General features: G+C 43.6%; 11 protein-coding genes. 1 reads left to right on the forward strand and 10 read right to left on the reverse strand.

Annotation, left to right across the window (positions count from 1 at the left end; translation table 11 throughout):
• Positions 1 to 129: 129 nt before the first annotated feature.
• Entirely contained in the window at positions 130 to 1377 is a 1248-nt protein-coding gene (locus tag DBR02_RS13180) for a tyrosine-type recombinase/integrase (protein WP_107534562.1), read from the forward strand.
• A gap of 288 nt (positions 1378 to 1665) precedes the next feature.
• Here the strand turns inward: DBR02_RS13180 and DBR02_RS26985 are convergent, their stop codons facing one another.
• From DBR02_RS26985 to DBR02_RS13230, 10 genes are all read right to left on the reverse strand, one after another.
• The gene (locus DBR02_RS26985; protein WP_233157715.1) at positions 1666 to 4800 is read right to left on the reverse strand and encodes an AAA family ATPase; all 3135 of its coding nucleotides are present in this window, start codon (positions 4798 to 4800) and stop codon (positions 1666 to 1668) included.
• Entirely contained in the window at positions 4781 to 5332 is a 552-nt protein-coding gene (locus tag DBR02_RS13190) for an ABC-three component system middle component 1 (protein ID WP_107534563.1), read from the reverse strand. The genes DBR02_RS26985 and DBR02_RS13190 overlap by 20 nt, the downstream gene beginning before the upstream one ends.
• Positions 5316 to 6626: an ABC-three component system protein gene (locus DBR02_RS13195; protein WP_107534564.1), complete on the reverse strand. Its 1311-nt coding sequence runs from the start codon at positions 6624 to 6626 to the stop codon at positions 5316 to 5318. Before DBR02_RS13195 ends, DBR02_RS13190 begins: the two co-directional genes overlap by 17 nt.
• 1 nt (position 6627) lies before the next feature.
• Positions 6628 to 7680, reverse strand: a complete 1053-nt coding sequence (locus tag DBR02_RS13200; RefSeq protein ID WP_107534565.1) for a ComEC/Rec2 family competence protein — start codon at positions 7678 to 7680, stop codon at positions 6628 to 6630.
• A 192-nt stretch (positions 7681 to 7872) separates the two neighbouring features.
• Complete coding sequence (locus tag DBR02_RS13205) at positions 7873 to 8586, reverse strand: M48 family metallopeptidase (protein ID WP_107534566.1); 714 nt, start codon at positions 8584 to 8586, stop codon at positions 7873 to 7875.
• Positions 8586 to 11681, reverse strand: coding sequence for a type I restriction endonuclease subunit R (locus DBR02_RS13210; RefSeq protein ID WP_107534567.1), 3096 nt, complete (start codon positions 11679 to 11681; stop codon positions 8586 to 8588). Before DBR02_RS13210 ends, DBR02_RS13205 begins: the two co-directional genes overlap by 1 nt.
• Entirely contained in the window at positions 11678 to 13702 is a 2025-nt protein-coding gene (locus DBR02_RS13215) for a DUF262 domain-containing protein (RefSeq protein ID WP_107534568.1), read from the reverse strand. Before DBR02_RS13215 ends, DBR02_RS13210 begins: the two co-directional genes overlap by 4 nt.
• Positions 13695 to 15128: a DUF262 domain-containing protein gene (locus tag DBR02_RS13220; protein WP_107534569.1), complete on the reverse strand. Its 1434-nt coding sequence runs from the start codon at positions 15126 to 15128 to the stop codon at positions 13695 to 13697. The genes DBR02_RS13215 and DBR02_RS13220 overlap by 8 nt, the downstream gene beginning before the upstream one ends.
• Entirely contained in the window at positions 15125 to 16444 is a 1320-nt protein-coding gene (locus DBR02_RS13225) for a restriction endonuclease subunit S (RefSeq protein ID WP_107535643.1), read from the reverse strand. The genes DBR02_RS13220 and DBR02_RS13225 overlap by 4 nt, the downstream gene beginning before the upstream one ends.
• 5 nt (positions 16445 to 16449) lie before the next feature.
• Positions 16450 to 18906: a type I restriction-modification system subunit M gene (locus DBR02_RS13230; protein ID WP_107534570.1), complete on the reverse strand. Its 2457-nt coding sequence runs from the start codon at positions 18904 to 18906 to the stop codon at positions 16450 to 16452.
• Between the last annotated feature and the right edge of the window lie 129 nt (positions 18907 to 19035).

Genomic DNA, 19035 nt, shown 5'->3' on the forward strand with positions numbered 1-19035 from the left:
TCGCTTTTTCACTCAACCTAAGTCAACCTGATTCAATCTACATCAACTTACTGATGCGGGTACAACTGCGGGTATTTCCCGGTTCGATAATGTTTGTACCCACACAGAACCCTTGAAAGGATACTCATTATGGCTCTGAGTGATGTGAAGGTTCGTTCGGCAAAGCCTGAAGCAAAAGCCTACAAACTGACTGACGGTGATGGCATGGTTTTGCTGGTTCACCCTAACGGCTCCAAATACTGGCGGCTTCGTTATCGCTTCGGTGGTAAAGAGAAGATGCTGGCGCTTGGGAAATACCCTGAGGTTTCGCTGGCGGATGCCAGGGCACGCAGGGATGAGGCCCGTAAGCTGTTAGCTAATGGCGTTGATCCCAGTGAAAACAAGAAAGCCGTTAAGGTAGAGCAGGAGCAAGAGGCGATAACTTTTGAAGTGGTTGCCAGAGACTGGCACGCCAGTAATCAGAAGTGGTCGGCATCGCATAGTGCTCGTGTATTGAAAAGCCTCGAAGACAATTTATTTGCTTCAGTTGGGAAGCGAAATATCAAAGATATTGGTACTCGTGACTTACTGGTTCCAATTAAAGCAGTGGAAAAGTCAGGACGCCTTGAAGTGGCTGCGCGTCTTCAACAGCGAACAACGGCAATAATGCGCTTTGCGGTACAGAACGGCTTAATTGATTACAATCCTGCACAAGAGATTGCTGGTGCGATCGCAACAGCTAAACGAAAGCATCGCGCTGCGCTAGATCTCAACCGCATTCCTGAGTTACTCCATCGTATTGATAACTACACCGGCAGACCATTAACGCGGTTAGCTGTGGATTTGACGTTACTGGTTTTCATCCGTTCGAGCGAGCTACGTTTTGCTCGCTGGACAGAAGTGGATTTTGAAACGGCTATGTGGACGATTCCCGGAGAGCGTGAACAGCTGGAAGGTGTTAAACATTCTCAGCGTGGTTCAAAGATGCGGACACCTCATCTTGTTCCCTTATCGCGTCAGGCCTTAGCTATTCTGGAAAAGATCAAATGCATGAACGGGAATCGAGAGCTGATTTTCGTGGGCGATCACGACCCTCGTAAGCCTATGAGTGAGAACACGGTGAACAAGGCTCTTCGAGTGATGGGCTATGACACAAAAACGGAAGTCTGTGGGCATGGTTTCAGGACAATGGCCTGTAGCTCATTGATTGAATCGGGTCTATGGTCGAGGGATGCCGTAGAGCGGCAGATGAGCCATCAGGAGCGTAGCTCTGTTAGGGCTGCCTACATCCATAAAGCGGAACATCTGGGGGAGCGCAGATTGATGCTGCAGTGGTGGGCAGATTTTCTTGACGCTAATCGTGATAAGGGGATTAGTCCGTTTGATTTTGCGAAGTAGGGCAGCAGGGCTGGTCGATTAATGAAAACAGAAGACATGTTAAGAATATGCTTTCCGTTATTCCTAAATAAAAATCATGACCGATAGACACGGCTACTCACTATCAGTGAGCAGTAAATCATTAGTTTTTATAAAATAATCAATTTTATTGTGAACATAATAATTTCACAATCTTTACCCCCAAGAAGGGGGATGGTCTAAAGGGGCTACGTAGGATTAATTCAGACCATTTTGTCCCATATACTGGTCCGGGACGGGCCCAGTATATGGTCATATTTTTATTAGCTATTAATTACTCAATGATTCGACAGGAACTACAACACCAAATTTTTCCAGCTTAAGGAATTTTGAACCCATTACTTGTGAAGGGATCTTGCGCTGAAGCAATTTAAAGAAGTTATCATCATGTGTTGAGATTATAATCTGCTTATTAAAACGAACAGAAATGCTTCGTAGGAGATCAATTGTGGCTAAGACATTAATTGAGTCCATTGACTGTATCGGGTCATCAATCATAATGACATCTATTGGATCACCATTATCATCCTTGGCATGAAGTGCACTAGCCAAAAATACGCTTAAACTGAGAATATTCAGCTGAGCAGCGCTGAAAAAAAGAATTGGCGACACGGTTTTCCCTTCCTTATCGCTGAGAACAATATTTAATCCAGGACGATCTGATGTCTCAAAATCTGGGCGGAACTCAACTTTTTTGAGGGATGGATGTGGATCGATTTTTCTGTAAATAGAATCAATAAGATCTTCATAGAAGAACTCTCTTATGAGCTTTCTAAGTTCATCAATAACCTTTTCTCTCTCAGCCAGCAGCACTTTATCAACTTGATTTCTCTGAGTTAAGCGTTTCTCCACGGTGGTAAGGTTTTCACGGAGCACTTGATTTGTTAAATACAACTCTGTTGCTTTCAATAGTTCTGATAACAGTTCAAATTTTTTCAGTTTGCTATCAATTCTTCGATATTGCAGTATCTGGAGATTAATGGTTTCGGTTATAGTATTTCCTATCTCATCGGCAGTCTTGCCATCCTGCGGGCCAATCATTTGATTTAAAGACGCAACGAAAGACTGTATAAATGATTCATACTCAGCGATATGACTTTCTGCCTGCTTTTTCTCTGCGGATAATACCTCAATATCAGTCACAGTTTCGTTAGCAATCATAGTCTCTTTCAGGGATTTTGACTGCTCAGCAATTTTTTTTGCATTAGATAAATGTTCCTTTCTGCATTTTTCAATTGCCGTTCGCTTTTCGACATAATATGTTTTAAATTCATGTGGCTGCAAGCTATTTTCAGTAAGGTAAACATTTACCTTTTGATAAGCTGATTTAGAGGAAGTGGTTTGGATTTGTAAATTAAGCATTTTAATCGATGACTCAATCTGCGTTATGAGTAATTTTTTTTCATCAATATTTTGGCTTAACACTGTTTTACTATTAAGCAATTCTTCTTTCTTTAAAGTAAGATCTTTGAGTTCGGCTTCTGTCCGAGATATGAGTTCTTCTTTAGTAAGTTCCCAGACAGAAAGTTGAAGGGATTTGATTTGCAACTGTAGAGAGTTGACCTCTGCCTGAAGTAATGATTTTTGCTCTTCTAGCTTAGATACTTGCAAACCTAGGTCGTTAAGTTTAGTTCTTAGATCAGAAAGGCGATCCATCTGAATCCTAACGGCCTCTTGGACGATTGCATCCATCTTGGCTTTGAGTAAGCTTTGTCGTTTAGTGGAAGCATTGAGTTTTTCTGCATTCTCCTTACTTAGAATTGACAATAGTTCTGTATTCTTTACTTCTTTTTGGAGAGCCGACTCAGAATCATGCGGCTTGTTACATAAAGGGCAAATATTAGTGGGCCATATACTCAGATACTCTAGACCAGAGGTAACCAGACGTTCATGAAGCCCCATTTGTTCGGCTAAAGAAATTTGAGTTTTCTTAATAGATTGATCGTGCAGTAGTAACGCATTCAGTTCTTCAGAAATGTGCCCTAATTCATCTAGTTTAAGCTTATCAAAATTAATTGAGCTTAAATCAGAATTAAGCAATGATTCCGAATTAACCGTGAGGGAAGATATCGTTGTTAACTCAACCTGAATATTATCTCGAAGATTCTTATTTAGAGTTAATGACAAATTTGTATTTGCAACTTGAGCACTAAGTTTTTTTAGTCGTTCTTGTTGTACATTTATTTCAGAATAAATAGAGGAGCAATTATCTAACGCCGTACGTAGAAGCAATGAGCGATTATCAGCCTCGGTTAAGTCTGAATCAAGTTTGCTGAGTGAATGTTGAAGATCAACAAGTATGGTTGCTTCATAAGTATGTTGCCTAGAAAGCGAGGAGCGTTTTTCAGTGGCATTTGTTATTTCTGATTGAGTATCTAGAAAAACTTTTAAGTTTTCAGCTACTTCATTAAGAGTTAGCAATTGCTGGCTTGCGTACTGGTATTCGTTCTGAATAGTCGAGTATGAAGTTAACAATGACTGATATCGTTCAGCCTCCTGCAATCCTTTACTAAATTTAAGCAGCTTGTGTTGTTGCTCCTTGATTAGGCTAAGATTAAGTTTTAATTCTGGCAATTTAGAAAAATATTTAGTTAGTGATTCTCGCAAATTGATATTAGCAGAAGCTTGTTTTTTTAATTCTTGAGTACGGGTTATGATGGCTGAAACCATGTCATGTTGAGTATTTAATGAGAATTGATCATCCACCAAGATCAAATTTTCATCGTCTTTATTCAATTCAGACACAATTTTATTAAATTGTTCGAACATATATACATCAACTGGTTCATGTAGTTGATCTAGAAGTTTGTTTCTCTCTTTTTCCAGATCAGCTAGTACAACCTTGTTATCATTAATTAAAACTGTTAACTCCTGACGGGCAATCTCGGCATCACACCCAAAACTTTCCATGAAACGATTATATCGATCCTGCGGTTTAGCCTCCCTTAAAAATCGATCAATTTCATCTTGGCTTAGGATAATTTTTCTGAAGTATTCATTTTCTTTATTCTTATTTACACCGATTCTGATATCACTTGAATTTGAACGTGGCGCTCTAAGGTTTCGGTTGAACGGTTTTGGGAGGGTGGTGGTAACTGTAACGCGTGTTGGTATACTGCTATCAACATCCTTATTGCGTAGGATTTTTTGAGCTATGCCCTTTTCTTTAGTACTTTTAGCTGCGAGTTCATGATTTGAACGATTATAGTCACCACCAAGCCTTTCCAAATGATTCGTAATCGCCCATTCAACTGCATCATAAAAGGAGCTTTTTCCAAAACCATTAGGAGCATAAATTGCAACAAAGTTAGAAGGCATTTCATCATCGTTCGTAAAATCGAAAATTCCATCCTCCTTATATTTGTAGGCACGGAAACCTTCGATCTCAACTTTTTTTATTTTCATTTTTGCTCAGAAATTCAATTATGTTATCGATTCTTCGGGCTCGAGTCTCTCTTGATTCAAAAGTTGAATCTAAAGGAGTACCTCGAACATAATCACCCAAAGATAAGGAAAACTCATCCTCTGTACCCTTGTTTCGTTCGGTAAGCTCCAGATCAGCACCTAACAAGTGGTTGTTTAGAAGAGTCAGGGATTCAGCATTAGGAAGAATGGTTCCAGTTCCATCGAGTACCAACTTTCTGACAGCATACTTATCATTTTCAATTTTATATTTCTCCCATATTGGAAGCGTTTCTGTACAAAAAAATGCTAGGTAAATATTCCATAACGCTATATCCCCCGGGGGCTGATAATAAACAGATAAATAGTTCTGGATGGCACTCCAGTTGTCAACAACTTGGGAAGCACTTTCACACCAGCATGCCACACAAGAGATATATGAACCTTCATCATTTGAAACAAAAAGCTGAAAACTCATCTCTTTGAATTTTGTATGCAGGAAATTTAAGTCGTGTTCTTTATTTAATAAATGCATTGAAGTGCTCCTTAAACGCACGCAACTGAGCAACACCAGGTTCGGTATTTGCAAAAAGTCTTTCATTACGTACGACGCATTGTTTACGAAGTCCCTCGAGGTGTGTCAATACAAAACTTTTGTACATCGCCCGTTCAACCTGATCGATAGGGGCAAGAGGTCCGGCTCCCGGAACCAGTGCGATATTTTGTATAACTCTGTCCACTTCAAATCCATCTGGCAATAAATCAGCTCCCTGTTCTGGAGACGCAACAATCACAGTTCCGTCTTTATCAAGAAATTTTCTAGCGGCTTTTAGAATTATGTCTAGCTTACCAACCCAGTTAGAACCATCATTTGTATATAGGATTCTTCGGCGTCGCTCTAATTCTTTAATATAGCAATAGTCAGTGGTGCTTACATTATCCAGAATTGCGCAAATTATCAAAAATTCGAAATAAGCAATCCATAACCTTTTATCTTTTATATCAGCAGGCTGAAAAGGTCCGATTATTAAATCGTTTTTATATTTTGTCATGAGCTCGAACGGAGGCGGTATCCCTTGAGCGACAAGGCTATCAGCAAAGTTAAGTAACTCAGTCTTTAAATTAATAATAGTATTTTTATTAATAACATTAAAACTGAATATCTGTTCTCTCAGACGCGAAAAACATTCCAAATAGGCTGGTATAATGGGGGCTTTATTATTTGCCTCGATGATTTCTTCAAATCTCACTAGCCCTTGGCATTGAACACGACCATATTGTTGATGCTTGTTGATACTATCCATACCAAATTCAACCCCCACCAAATAGGGACGTTCATTGGCTACATGATAAATACCACCACCAGACATACCATCAATTGCATCTTTCCCTGGTGTGCCACTGACTGTGAAGACAATCAAATGGTCCCTTACGCTTGTCATATGTCCGTCTTGGACTTTCATTGGGTCTGTACTTCCTCTCTCTGTTCCCGGAAAACCGACAAGCTTAAGAGGTGCCATATCAGGCAATGATGAGGCTGGGAATGATTGTTGTGCAACTGTTGGAATATACTCAACCTGTATCACGGCACAGTCATATGTGTCTGAATGACTTTGATCGGTGTGATTCAGAACTGATAAAACCTTGAGCTCTCTACCTTGAACGTCTGTGACGACAGGTTTAGCGTTGGCCTCTGTTAACACATGCCTTGCCGTAAGAACGTAAGAATAATCCTGAGACATGGCATTGACCAGAACGCCGCTGCCCTTATTTACAACGACGCAATAGGAAGCCATTAATTCTGATGCGGTCATTTCTGATGCGGTCATTTTATAGCCTGATTTTTCCGTCAAGTGCTACGAGTCGTGAGGAATAGGTTTCGGTCTCATCTTCATGCAGTAATGGCGAAATAATTTCAGAGTAATTAAAATATATATTCCCACTACCAGAGGCCAAAATTCGGGCGATAGTTCTTTTATTAGGTAGTCCGTGCATAGCTCCATTGGTAGATATAATGAACCGGTGTGTATTTAGCAATGAAAGAAATTCTGAACTGGTATTGTACTGACTGCCATGATGAGAAATCTTTACAAAATCAAGCGGCAGTTTTCTCGTCTCACTATATCCAAGTGCCCGGAGACTACGCACAATAATTTTGTCATGAGCATCGCCGAGAAAAAGCATTCTTTTCCCCTCAGCTTCAAGAATGAAAGCAATAGAACTGCCATTGTAATCAGAAGGATCATTTTCAAATATATCATCAGCCCAAATGTCATCAAGGCTCAAGTCGTAATCAGTAGCATGCCCTGAGGTAGTAGTTGGATCAGGGTCATCAGGCCACTTATGAAGAAGTCTCCTGAGCTTGTCTTCATCGGGAGATAATATAGTAAATGTGAAAGGACCTTTTATGATTTTTTGAGAAGCCATTACGACAGGTTGCCGCGTGCAACTGATTTCATTCAACAGTGTTTCCAGGTTTTTACCTTGCCTGACGCTCGTCAGGGGCGAATCGTCCCGGAGATGAATATCGTTGTCTGAAATTTCGGCAACATTGAAGTAGTCAGTAATGAACCGCGATGAATTGAACCAGATTGACGACACCATTTCACTCAGATAGCCCGGTGTCTCAAATGCTCTTAACAGGCCGCCAATGTGGTCATCATCGATGTGAGTTAAAATCGCTAAATCAATTTTTTGCCCTTTCTCCTTGAGTTCATCAAGCACACAGCGAAGAGCACCGCTATAACGACCTCTTTGGCCGAACTGAAAGGTAGCAGCGTTGCCTCCATCAATTAGTAGGTTCCATACGCCATTCAGACTTTCATGTGTTACCAGGATGCAGTCACCATGATTGGCTTGTAGAACTTGTACACTGATACCCATTTGAACTCCTTGTGTAATATCCAGATATCCCCGAATGACCACATTTTCACAATGACTTTAACATACCAGTTGTGCTGTTTATATTCCAAACTCTTGATTGTTAGACTATAGAGAAATTTACGGAGCCAATAGTAAATAATTCATCTGGATCTTACATTTAGAGAGCTCTGTCACTGCTCTGCTCCCCGTTGATCAATACCCCCAATGATTATAAGCCAAGGGCATCTTATTCAACTTTGCTCTGTGTTCGCGCCAGTTCGGGAGGTACATGTTCATCAGGCCGATAAAACGCTCATTGTGCTTGCGTTCGTGTAGATGAACTAGCTCGTGAACCACAATGAATTCAAGGCATTCAGGAGGTTTTTTCACCAGTTCGAGATTGATCCAGATACGTGCGGTTTGGGGGTTACAGCTACCCCATTTAGTCTTCATTCGCTTGATGCCAACAAAACTGGCTTCAGCCTTTACCTCTTGCTGCCATTTTGCCATTAACTTAGGCAGTCTTTGTTTTAAAATACCGCGATACCACTGGTTGAGAACTGCTTCCCGCTGGGCCGTATCATAATGTGGAGGTACTTTCATTCGTATCCAGCCACCCTGTAGTTTCACTTCAGCGGGCTTATCCACTAAAACTACATCCAGGCGATATCCTCTTCCCCAAAGATAGTGTGTTTCGCCACTACACATTTCTCGTTCACTCTGGCGCGGCTGAGCCTGAAATTGTGCTTGCTGCTGTCGGATCCATACCAGCCTTCTGACAACAGCCATCCTGATAGCTGTGTCTGACAGTGAGACGGGGGCCGATACTCTCACTCGGCCATCCGGAGGCAGTACGCTGATATGCAGGTTTTTGATTGGCTTACGTTGCAAATCGAGAGTGAGCTCACCAAAGGTAACCAATGACATCAGCGGTACTCCTTCTGAGCCTTCACCAGGGCCATTACATCAGCGACCGTCACTGAATAACCTATGAGTTCTTCCGCAATAGCGAAACTAATCTCGCGTTCTTTAAAACGATCCCCATACCAGTCAGCCTTTTTGGTGTGACGCACTGCAGTATCTATCTTTATTACCAAGACTTCATCCTGCCCCAGGTTGTCATACAACGCTTTCTTAGCGAGAGTATCAATGCTTACTGGATAAGAACTTTTACTTCCAGATTGCGGATGTTTTACCTGCTTTGCAAGTTCGCGTACCTGTTCCAGGTACTCCTGATAGGAGATAGCCTGTTGGCGACGAAGGGCGATCAGTTCATCAAGCAATACCGACATTTTTTCGTAGTATTTCGGGTTGACGGGGTTTTCATCAACAATAGTTCTGCGAACGTTATTTTCAATCGCTTCAGCCATGGCCTCCTGGTTGTCACGCATGTCGGCTGGAAGTCCATCCAGTGCTTTTTCTCCACGTTCAATAATTAACTCAAGCAGTCCTAGTTCCTCAAAATCCATAAGGGTTTCACTAGGATCGGCATCCACCCAAAGATCCAGCATCTGCCGCATACCTGGCTCAAATTGCTTCATGTCCACGAAATCGCCACTGGCTATTTTGATTTCATCGCGGACTTTTGTATAAAACTCAACATCGATGCGGATATGATTTGCCTGCTGCTCGCTATAACCAGCATCTGTTAGCTCACCTGCCAGATTGGTAAAAGCACGGATAAGCTTCGCCACGGATTGATACAATGTCAGACGTAAAGCTTCTTTCTCAGATAACTGCTCTATCGATGCTCCTGTATCCCCACAGAAATAATGCTGATAATCAAGTTGATTGCGTGGCATTTTTACTGGTTCGCAGAGGGTGCGAACGGCATCCAGAGCACCATCAAGATCGATTTTTGCCTGTTGCAATCGATCCTTCAGTAAACCGGCTACATCTTCTTTGTCGTAGCCGTCAAAGGCTTCTGCGGTGTAGTCCTGTACGGTTTTTTCCAATGAGCGGAAAAGGTCTTTATAGTCGACAATATAGCCGTATTCTTTATCTTCACCATCCAACCGGTTAACGCGACATATCGCCTGGAAAAGGTTGTGATCGGCCATTTTCTTGTCGATATAGAGGTATGTGGCTGACGGAGCATCAAAGCCAGTCAATAGCTTATCAACGACTATCAGAAGCCGCATCTGGCCTGGTTCTTTGATGAAGCGTTGTTTGACCTCTTTTTCGAAATCACTCACACGTTTGGCTGCTTCAGCCTCAGGCTGTTCAAAATACTCCGCAAGCATTTTGCGATAGATGTTGTACTTGGCCAGTTTCTCAGTCAGTCCTTCACCGCTCTCCTCGCCTTTAATCTCACTGGCATTTGGCTGGTAGCTCGTCACAATCGCACATTTACCGGCAAAACCAGCTTCACTAAACATCTCATAGCATTTGCAGGCCTGATAGACGCTGGAACAAACCAGCATAGCGTTACCGCGGCCGTCGGCGAGTCGTGGCTTTTGTTCAAAATCGAGAAGGATGTCCGCGACAATCTGTTCTAGTCGCGAGCGGCTCGACAATAGCTTCTGCATTGATGCCCATTTCTGCTTGAGCTGCTGCTGGCCAAGGCGAGAAAGTTTAGATGTCTTAGCATCAAACCACTGGTCGACTTTTTTCTGAGATTTGACCCGCTGATCGATGTCACGAGCTTCGTAGCGCAGGTCCAGTACAACCCCATCATTGACTGCTTCATCAAATTTATAAGTGTGGATATAAGGCCCGAAGACCTCCACTGACTTCTTCTTATCTTTCTTCATCAGCGGGGTACCGGTGAAACCGATAAATTGTGCATCTGGCAAAATGCTTGTCATTGCCGAATGCAATTTGCCGGATTGGGTTCGGTGGCACTCATCCACAAACACGAATAATTTTCCCTTCGGGCTAAAATCGGCAGGGATATTTCGTTTTATTTGTTCGATGAAATCGTCAGTGTCGGCCTCTATGTCATCCTCTTCGTGGCGGCCGAATTTATGCACTAGCGAACATATAAGCCAGGGTTTGGTTTGATTAAGGCGAGTTACCAAATCTGCTCCGCTTCGGGTGCGAAGGATTTCCTCTTCCACGCCGTTGAAGACTTTTTCGATTTGTTCATCTAGCTCTGTGCGGTCGGTTATGATCAGCACTCTACTATCGGTGATATTTTCTCTGATCCATTTTGCCAGCCAAACCATAGTCAGACTTTTACCGCTGCCCTGGGTATGCCAGATGATGCCGCCTTCATTGCGCTGAATAAAAGGTTTCGTTGCAGCGACGCCAAAATACTGGTTATGGCGGCAGGTTTTTTTCACCCCAGCATCAAAGACGATAAAGTCATGGATCAATTCCAGCAGGCGCTGTTTATTACATATCTGGGCCAGATGGCGATCGAGCATGTTGGAATGGGGGGACTCAGCGGCTTCTTTCCATTGGAGATAATATTTCTCCGGTGTTTCGATTACACCATAGCGAAGCCCTTCTAAATCATTACCGGCCATCACCAATTGGATGGTAGTGAAGAAGTTGCGGATGAAGGCTTTTTGCTGATTATCGAGGTTTTGGCGGATACCCTCTGAGACTGACACTGTAGAACGTTTAAGCTCAATGACGCCAAGCGCAATACCGTTAACATATAACACCAAATCCGGGCGCTTTTTATTTTCGCCGTTGTAGGTCACTTCTTCAGCTATAGCAAAATCATTGGCGTCAGGATTTTTCCAGTCGACCAACCACACGGTTTGATTCTGCTCACCTGCACCTTCTTTATCCTTTACGCCGTAGCGTAGCAGGCGATACACCTCTTTGTTTGCATCATAGAGGATACGACCTTCACCGAGGCTTGCGGCTCGATCCAGCTGCCGTAATGCTCGGGCGATTAGGACTTCTGAAACACCGCGTTTTGTTAGCCAGGCCGAAACTAAGGCAGGCTCGATGTTCCGGTTGTCTTCTCTTTTGTGCCAGTTACCAAGATAGTGATAACCGAGATGATCGGTGAATAACTGGATAACACGTTTTTGTGTCATGCGTTCACGTTGACCAACACTGTTCATAACACCTCCCTAAATACGCTATCACTACCACTGGTTAACACTGCCAGCATTTCTGCTTCGTGAGTGGCGATTTCATCTTCCCCCCACTTATTGTTCTTTTTCATCAGCTCGATCATGGCGAGCAGTTTCAGACTATCAATTTCATTCCGTTCGAGACTCGCTTCGAAGTGCTCCTGCTTTTGTTTTGGCTGGAAATTACTCAGTCGCGAATTTTTGCTGTGGCTAATCAGACAGAGGTTGCCGAAGGAGTGCAACGATGTATCTGGTAATGTCCTAGAGCTATCTATGGGATGTTGAGGGTAGAAATGCTCTACTGAACTTCGGAAGGTAAATTCAAAACGTTTCACTACCTCAGCTTTATTTCTGTCACGACACCACAGTAAGTAGTCCAGGTAATTGAATACCAGGTTGTTTGCTATCATACCAAAGCGCATCTTCTTCTGAGTCTTGTCCGACAGTACCACTGGTTGGAGAGGTGCCTCTTTACCGTAGATAATCTCAAAATATGATTTTGGTTTTTGCTCTGCCAGGAAGTTTTGAAAGATAAACGCGGAGGCGAGATGCTCCAGATAACCGAGGTACTTCCTTACATCTATCTGGTTTTCAGCGGAATGGGCATTAAACAGATAATACAAAGCTCCATTCAACCAGTGTTTATAAACCAGAGTAGGGGTTGAAACATGGAATGCGGAAAGTAGCATCAGAATCTGTCGGTTGATGTCTACATAGCTACCATCATCTTCATTAAACGTATTGGTATAGCTGGTGCTCTTTTCCGAATACCAACGCAGGCGCTTCAAACTCCAGCCATCGCTACCTTTGGCGAACTCTCGTTTTATCACGAACTGATCAAAAAGATATTTGCATTTGAGAAGTGCAAAGACGAAATCCTGTACCGCTTTAACCGGTTCATTCTGCTTTAACAGCCGAAGTTCGAACTGTTCGATTAATTGTTTGTCGTCAAGCGGAACATCTACTCTGTTCTTGCCTATGTTGCTGCAGACACGCAACACTTGGAGCAGGAAGTTGGAGAAGTTGATAACACTATTAAAACGCTCTGAGCTACCTTCATCTTCTTCACCTCTATCACCACTGAAGTTTGAAGATGACTTGATAATGTCAGCCAGTGTGCGGTTTGTTTGGTTTTCTCTTGTGCCAAGCTCCGAAGCCGGTGGGATAAGCATGTCAGCTAGGGAATTAAAATCAGCAGGCACAAATTGCCCCCAATTTTCCTGCCCAAATAATTGATGACGTTCGGCTGGTGTAAAACCGTACTGGACATAACGTTCCATGTTAGAGCAAGCATCCCAAACTCGTGAGAGGGTGTTCAGGCTGCTCTGCCGAGCTTGCTGGTCCGTTATCTCGTTGAGCACAGCCATCAGTCGCGCTTTCACCACTTCATGTTTTTCAAGTTGCTCGCCTCGGTTGTTCATCACCTCAAAAAAATGATTGAGGTCGGTATCAGCAGGCACTTCTATTCGGGCAATTTGTACATGGTCGAACAGATAGGTACAAAAATGAGTTAATGACTCACCAACTAATTTCAAGTCGCGTAGAACCTTGCCAATAAGTTCGTAGCCTTTGATCAGCCCTTCATTAAATTCCTTGCTTCGAAGCTTATGTGGTTCCACGCCTTGCCAGAGGCGGGCAAAGGTCTCACTGGATTTTGGTCTACTCTCGAACCCTAGGTTAATGCCTTGGTACCAGTTCATATCGAGCGAGGATTTAGTGTGTTTTTTTAACCAGTTAGCAAGAAGTGATAGGGTCGTAAAACGTTGCTGTCCGTCGATTATCTCTGACTGCCCATCAGGGCGAGTGAACACGACCAAGGTACCTATGTAGTAAGTTTGAGGGAGAGGGCTATGCAGGCTTTTTTGCTGGTAGTCGAGTATGTCCTGCACAAGTTGAGTGATCTCACCTTCTCCCCAGGCATAGTTACGCTGGTACATGGGGATAAGATAACGAGATGCATCACCCAGTAATGATCTGACCGTAAAGGATGTTACCTTTGCATCACTCATAGTAGTTCATCTCCTTGAACAGCCTCACCAGCTCGTCTTGCTCATGGTTACCGGTACGGCGGTTATTATTATTTTCTGAAGCCCGAATTGTGAGTAATGGTATAGATAGCACATCACCAGGTACTCTGGCTTCTTTGATTACCCGGAACAGATTATTTTCCAGCACGTGCTTATCCATAGTTGCTAGCTGTACCACCTGCTGTCGGATTCGGCATCTGTAGGCCCAGATAAAGCTTTTTTCAATCGCTGCAGATAACGACTGCCCACCAAATTTGTCGATATAAAAGATCAGAGCACAATCAAACATAGTGCGTATATATTGATCCCCTGTTCGATAGCGATTTCGATAGCTATTTAATGTTCTTAGTATCTGAGTTGCCATTTCACCAAGGATTATGCCCTGAATCATTAACGGCTTTTGAGTATGAGTGCTGGCATGCTCACTGGAGATAATTGCCGATACCTGTTGCTGGTAGTGTTCTGCCATTTCGAAAAAACGTCTTCCATTGATAACCATTTGATCCAGATGGAAAGGGAAACGCATTTTCTGGCCATCAATCTTGCGCTGATACTGATTGTTATAGTCATCTACAAAATGGTGAGCTATGCGCAAAGATTCCACATAAGGGAACTGACCAATCTGATCAAGGTTGATCCCTTTGAATAGGCCGACTTCATCCTTACCAAAGAAACGAGCTGAATTTCCCTGCGACCACTGACGTACCCTGTAGAGATAGGATGCGAAAAGATTAGCCAGGTCATCGCTGGGTAATCCTTCCCAATGGGCAACGGAAGCAGCTTTCAGTTCTACCTCATGGCTGGCGAATTCACGTAGATGGAAGGCCTTAAGCAGATCGTGTGGATCCAGATCCCGTCCTCGGGCATTTTGTGAGTCGAAGAACTGAAAGGCTTCAGACAGGTCAGTCAGCACAAAGACCACCAACTGGCAGCGATTGAGGAGAAAATCAATATGTTGCTCGCTGAATTCTCGATGGCTAACCCTACGTTTTAGCTCCTGATAATTCTGGTACAGATTGTATTCCGATACCTGACTGGCAAAGCGTTGCCGTACCATAAAACTTTCAACGGAGGGCTTTAGCTGGGTTAGCGCTTCCTGCAAATCCTGACGTTCCAACTCAGCAAGTCGGGTTTCGATAATGGCCCATACTGCCAGCATTAATGTCAAAGTTCGTTGCTGACCGTCGACGATATCCAGTCTATGTTCTTCATTGCTCTCAGGCTGATGAAACACTACTGAGCCCAAGCGGTAGGCCGATTTATCGAGATGACTGTTTATGTCCGCAAACAGTTCGCTGATATTTTTTACCGTCCATTTATAAGGACGCTGATAGGCCGGAATTGTTACGTCAGTCAGACTAAGCAAACCCTTGACCGACAGAACTGTCTTATCAAGGGTATGTTTCATGGCTGGTGATCCAACGGTAAACGTATGCGTCCGGTCAGCAGCTGTTGCATCATTCCTTGTTTTAAATCGCGGACCTTGGCCAGTTTTTGCTCGAGAATCGATAGTTCAGCATCCATATCTGAAAGGATGGTGGCGATGGCTGTTTGTTCTTCAATACTAGGGCAATTAACTAAGTATTTTGCAACCTGAGGAGCAGTAAGCTGAGGAACTCCAGTGCTTTCATTCGCAAACGATAAGTACTGATTTATATACTCTTCAAAAAATTTTACGTTGGAAGTTCCTTTTGGGTTTAGGACCAATAAGCGGCCTATTGCGCAGAAACTGCCTTTTCGTGCTACAGCGTGGCCAATTCCTCCTCGCGCTGTGATTGTCAGGTATTCCCCTATGTAATCGTAACTTTGACAATATCCATATAGGCCAAAATTGCTAATAGCATTTGAATAAATAGGATGTGGGTGTAGTTCAGATTTAATATCTGAAAACTCATCGACCCTCAAGTCTCCTCCTGCAGAAATAGAGAATAAATCCCCAATGCTAGTGATCTTCCAATCTTTCGGGATCTTCCCTAGTTCGCTGGTCTTATAGTCTTTGATAGCCCCATCATGATATTTAGAAAATTGTGGCAAGCGGGTTCGACCAGTCAGTAGCTGCTGCATGGTGGCTGTTTTGATGGCCTGCTTTTTGGCAATCAACTGCTCAAGTGCGGTAATTAGAGCATCGGCATCGGAGAGAACTGTACCGATAATATTCTGTTCTTTTAATGTTGGCCAAGGAAGTTTCAAAGATAAAAAAGCACTCTTCGAGATGTTTTTCATGCTTCCACTTGTGCCAGTGGCAGTGTCTTTTATTTTTTTTGAAAAAGGAGGGAAGCTAAGCAATGTAGCCAGCCACTTAGGGTTGTGAGCAACATCCTTTTTGAATTTCATTTGCCACAATCGGTCTGGCAAAAAACTATCTAGATTGCTTTCCGCAACATACCCAACCTCCCCAACCAAGGCAGGTGTATTCATCCGACTGACAATTATCCCTCCCTTAACAGGGGAGCATTTAGCCCGCTTTACATCAGTTGGCAGGATAGATTTTTTTTCATATCCATCAAAATGTCCATTGGATACACATGATGTTTTAAGTATGTGCTTTCCATGCGAGTAGGCATCAACCTGATCGATAGAGTTAACGCTTACTCCAGCTTCTAATCCAGAAACGATTGAATTCAGGTCTATTTCAACCCAATCATTGGGAATTACCCCTACTTCCGTCCGCTTATAGCCAGCTGGAATCACATTTTCGCCATGTAGTTTGTTTTGATTATTCATCTTGCTCACTCCAAACCCATCATCTTCAGATGAGCTGAAACTTTGCCATCTAACTCAGCCACACTTTGAGTAAGATTGGGTAGAGTAATGCTATATCGCTCCTCAAGTTCTTTCACTCGATTCGAAAGCCGCTGTATAACACGCTCGATCTCCGCTTCCAAAGCATCAGCTAGGCTGGCCTTCCATTTATCCTGTACTAGCAGAATTTTTATCTCGTTATCAGCGAGCTTTGGATAATGGGCAAATACAGCAAGATCCAGTTTTTCCTGTGCTTCTTTATGCGCTTTTTTGGCTTTGGTTTCAGCATCGAACAACGTCTGAGTGGCTTTCAGCATCGCCTTTTCTTCTTTATCCGTGGCGACCTTAAGTCGTGCTTTAATGCTGGCAGCGGTCACTTTTTCTTTGTCGTTCATTGCATCAGCAAGTAACCCATCTTCGCCGCTGTTCTCTTCAAGGAAGCTTTCCAGTGCTTGAACAGCTTCGTCATAAGCGACTTGTAGTTGATCGAGCTCCTGCTGCTCGGTAGTAAAATAGCGAGCCACTATAAGTGCTGGCGGCAACAGTTCAGCCTTATACTTTTTCTTACCTATCACTAGGTCCGGCGTTTCTTTGAGTTTTTCGCCTTTTTCGACAATAAGTTCACGAAGTACTTTGCCCGCCTGCCAGCCATCCTGACTCAGGACATAAACATCGTCCTGCATCACCTCCATCCAGTAATCCATCAGTAACTGATAAATCGCGTAGTTCTCCAGCAGCGGCACGTCAGTTGTGTTTTCAGAAGCATAAGCAGAGAGTAGTCGCTCACCAATCTCTTCAATCAGCTGTTTCGGTGAGTCACCGCGAGCAATTTCATCAAGCTGACAACCTGCAAACCACTTTTCAAAGGGGATCAGTGCCCCGGCTCTGAAAGCGGCAAATTCCGGGTGTGCCAGGATAGTGGTCTTTACTTCACTTGCTTCGACTCGTGCATTGTTGTAACCAGGCCTCGCAGGTTCGAACAGTTCCTGACGTAAAGTCGGTAAAATTTTCCAGTAAGCACTGAGAGCATCGATATCGTGATCGGGAATGCCACCAGCCAAATGCCCCGAAAGGTCATGTAGATCTTCCGGATCGCTACTGTCGATATAGCGAGGGATATTGAGGTTGAAGTCGTTGGCCGCAATTTCTGACAGCGGTACCATGCGACTGAAGCGGGGAATTTCCTGCTCATGATTAAATGCATCGACAATTTTATGGATATCCTGGGCGCGTAGGCGATTTTTATTGCCGTCTTTAATAAAGCCCTTACTGGCATCGATCATAAAGATGCCTTGCTGACTCTCATCATTAGGATTGAACGCTCGGAGTCGAGCATCTTCTTTATCGATGACGATGATGCAGGCTGGGATTCCTGTGCCATAGAACAAGTTAGCAGGTAGGCCAATAATACCTTTGATATAACCTTGTTTTAGCAGGTTTTCACGAATACGAGCTTCGGCATTGCCCCGGAAAAGAACGCCGTGAGGCAGGATAACTGCGCCTTTACCGGTGCTCTTGAGACTCTTGATGATGTGCAGCAGGAAAGCGTAGTCGCCGTTCTTTTCAGGTGGAGTCCCCCAGACAAAACGGTCAAAAGTATCATTCGCAGCATCTAGCCCGCTGGTCCAGTTTTTGTTGGAGAAAGGGGGGTTAGCTACAGCAAAGTCGAAGGTTTTCAGGTTATCGTTGCCATCCTTCCAGTGTGGATCGGCCAGAGTGTTACCTTTCCAGATTTTAGCGGTGGCGTTGTCATGTAGGATCATGTTCATGCGGGCCAGTGCGCTGGTCGCATAATCCATCTCTTGTCCATAGATGGTTAGCCCTTTCGGACCGGCTTCGTCACTGGCTTTCAACAATAGTGAGCCTGAACCACAGGTAGGATCATAAACGGTAGCATCCTGTGGTGTCTGCTTGCTGATGCCAATCACTTTCGCCAGAATACGTGACACCTCTGCAGGAGTGTAAAACTGCCCTTTGGATTTACCTGACTCTGTAGCAAAGTGACGCATCAAATATTCATAGGCATCACCCAGCAGATCGTCTCCGTCAACGCGGTTGGCTGAGAGATCCAACCCTTCGAAGATTGCTACCAGCTTGGAAAGGCGGTCGATCATTTCCTTGCCTTTACCTAGCTTGTCTTCATCATTGAAGTCGGCAATGTCAATAACACCTTTCAGGTCATTAGCTTCAGCCAGTAATCTGATGGTTTTGTTAATTTTTTCGCCAATTTCTTTGTTGCCCTTGAGAGCAACCATATCGTCGAAACTTGCACCTTCCGGCACTTCAATCATCGCGTAAGGGTTGCCCTTAGCTTTGTCAGAGACGTACTTCATAAACAGTAGGGTCAACACATAGTCTTTGTACTGTGAAGCATCCATTCCGCCACGCAACTCGTCGCAGCTCGCCCAAAGGGAGGAGTAAAGTTCGTTCTTCTTGATAGCCATATGGTGTCCGGTGAAAACAATGCATGTAACGCGGCAAAGAGGTGACGACACAATCGTCCAAATAGTTTCTGCCCCGTAAGAATTTACGAGAGAGTTTATCAAGTTGGTGGGGTTTCGACCATGGTCCTA

The organism is Enterobacter cloacae complex sp., from assembly GCF_900322725.1.
Lineage (GTDB): Bacteria > Pseudomonadota > Gammaproteobacteria > Enterobacterales > Enterobacteriaceae > Enterobacter > Enterobacter quasihormaechei.

Coding starts and splice junctions, on each gene's coding strand:
- DBR02_RS13190 (WP_107534563.1), bottom strand. CDS start 5,332: ATGCATTTATTAAATAAAGAACACGACTTAAATTTCCTGCATACAAAA.
- DBR02_RS13200 (WP_107534565.1), bottom strand. CDS start 7,680: ATGGGTATCAGTGTACAAGTTCTACAAGCCAATCATGGTGACTGCATC.
- DBR02_RS13225 (WP_107535643.1), bottom strand. CDS start 16,444: ATGAATAATCAAAACAAACTACATGGCGAAAATGTGATTCCAGCTGGC.
- DBR02_RS13180 (WP_107534562.1), top strand. CDS start 130: ATGGCTCTGAGTGATGTGAAGGTTCGTTCGGCAAAGCCTGAAGCAAAA.
- DBR02_RS13205 (WP_107534566.1), bottom strand. CDS start 8,586: ATGTCATTGGTTACCTTTGGTGAGCTCACTCTCGATTTGCAACGTAAG.
- DBR02_RS13230 (WP_107534570.1), bottom strand. CDS start 18,906: ATGGCTATCAAGAAGAACGAACTTTACTCCTCCCTTTGGGCGAGCTGC.
- DBR02_RS13220 (WP_107534569.1), bottom strand. CDS start 15,128: ATGAAACATACCCTTGATAAGACAGTTCTGTCGGTCAAGGGTTTGCTT.
- DBR02_RS13210 (WP_107534567.1), bottom strand. CDS start 11,681: ATGAACAGTGTTGGTCAACGTGAACGCATGACACAAAAACGTGTTATC.
- DBR02_RS13215 (WP_107534568.1), bottom strand. CDS start 13,702: ATGAGTGATGCAAAGGTAACATCCTTTACGGTCAGATCATTACTGGGT.
- DBR02_RS26985 (WP_233157715.1), bottom strand. CDS start 4,800: ATGAAAATAAAAAAAGTTGAGATCGAAGGTTTCCGTGCCTACAAATAT.
- DBR02_RS13195 (WP_107534564.1), bottom strand. CDS start 6,626: ATGACCGCATCAGAAATGACCGCATCAGAATTAATGGCTTCCTATTGC.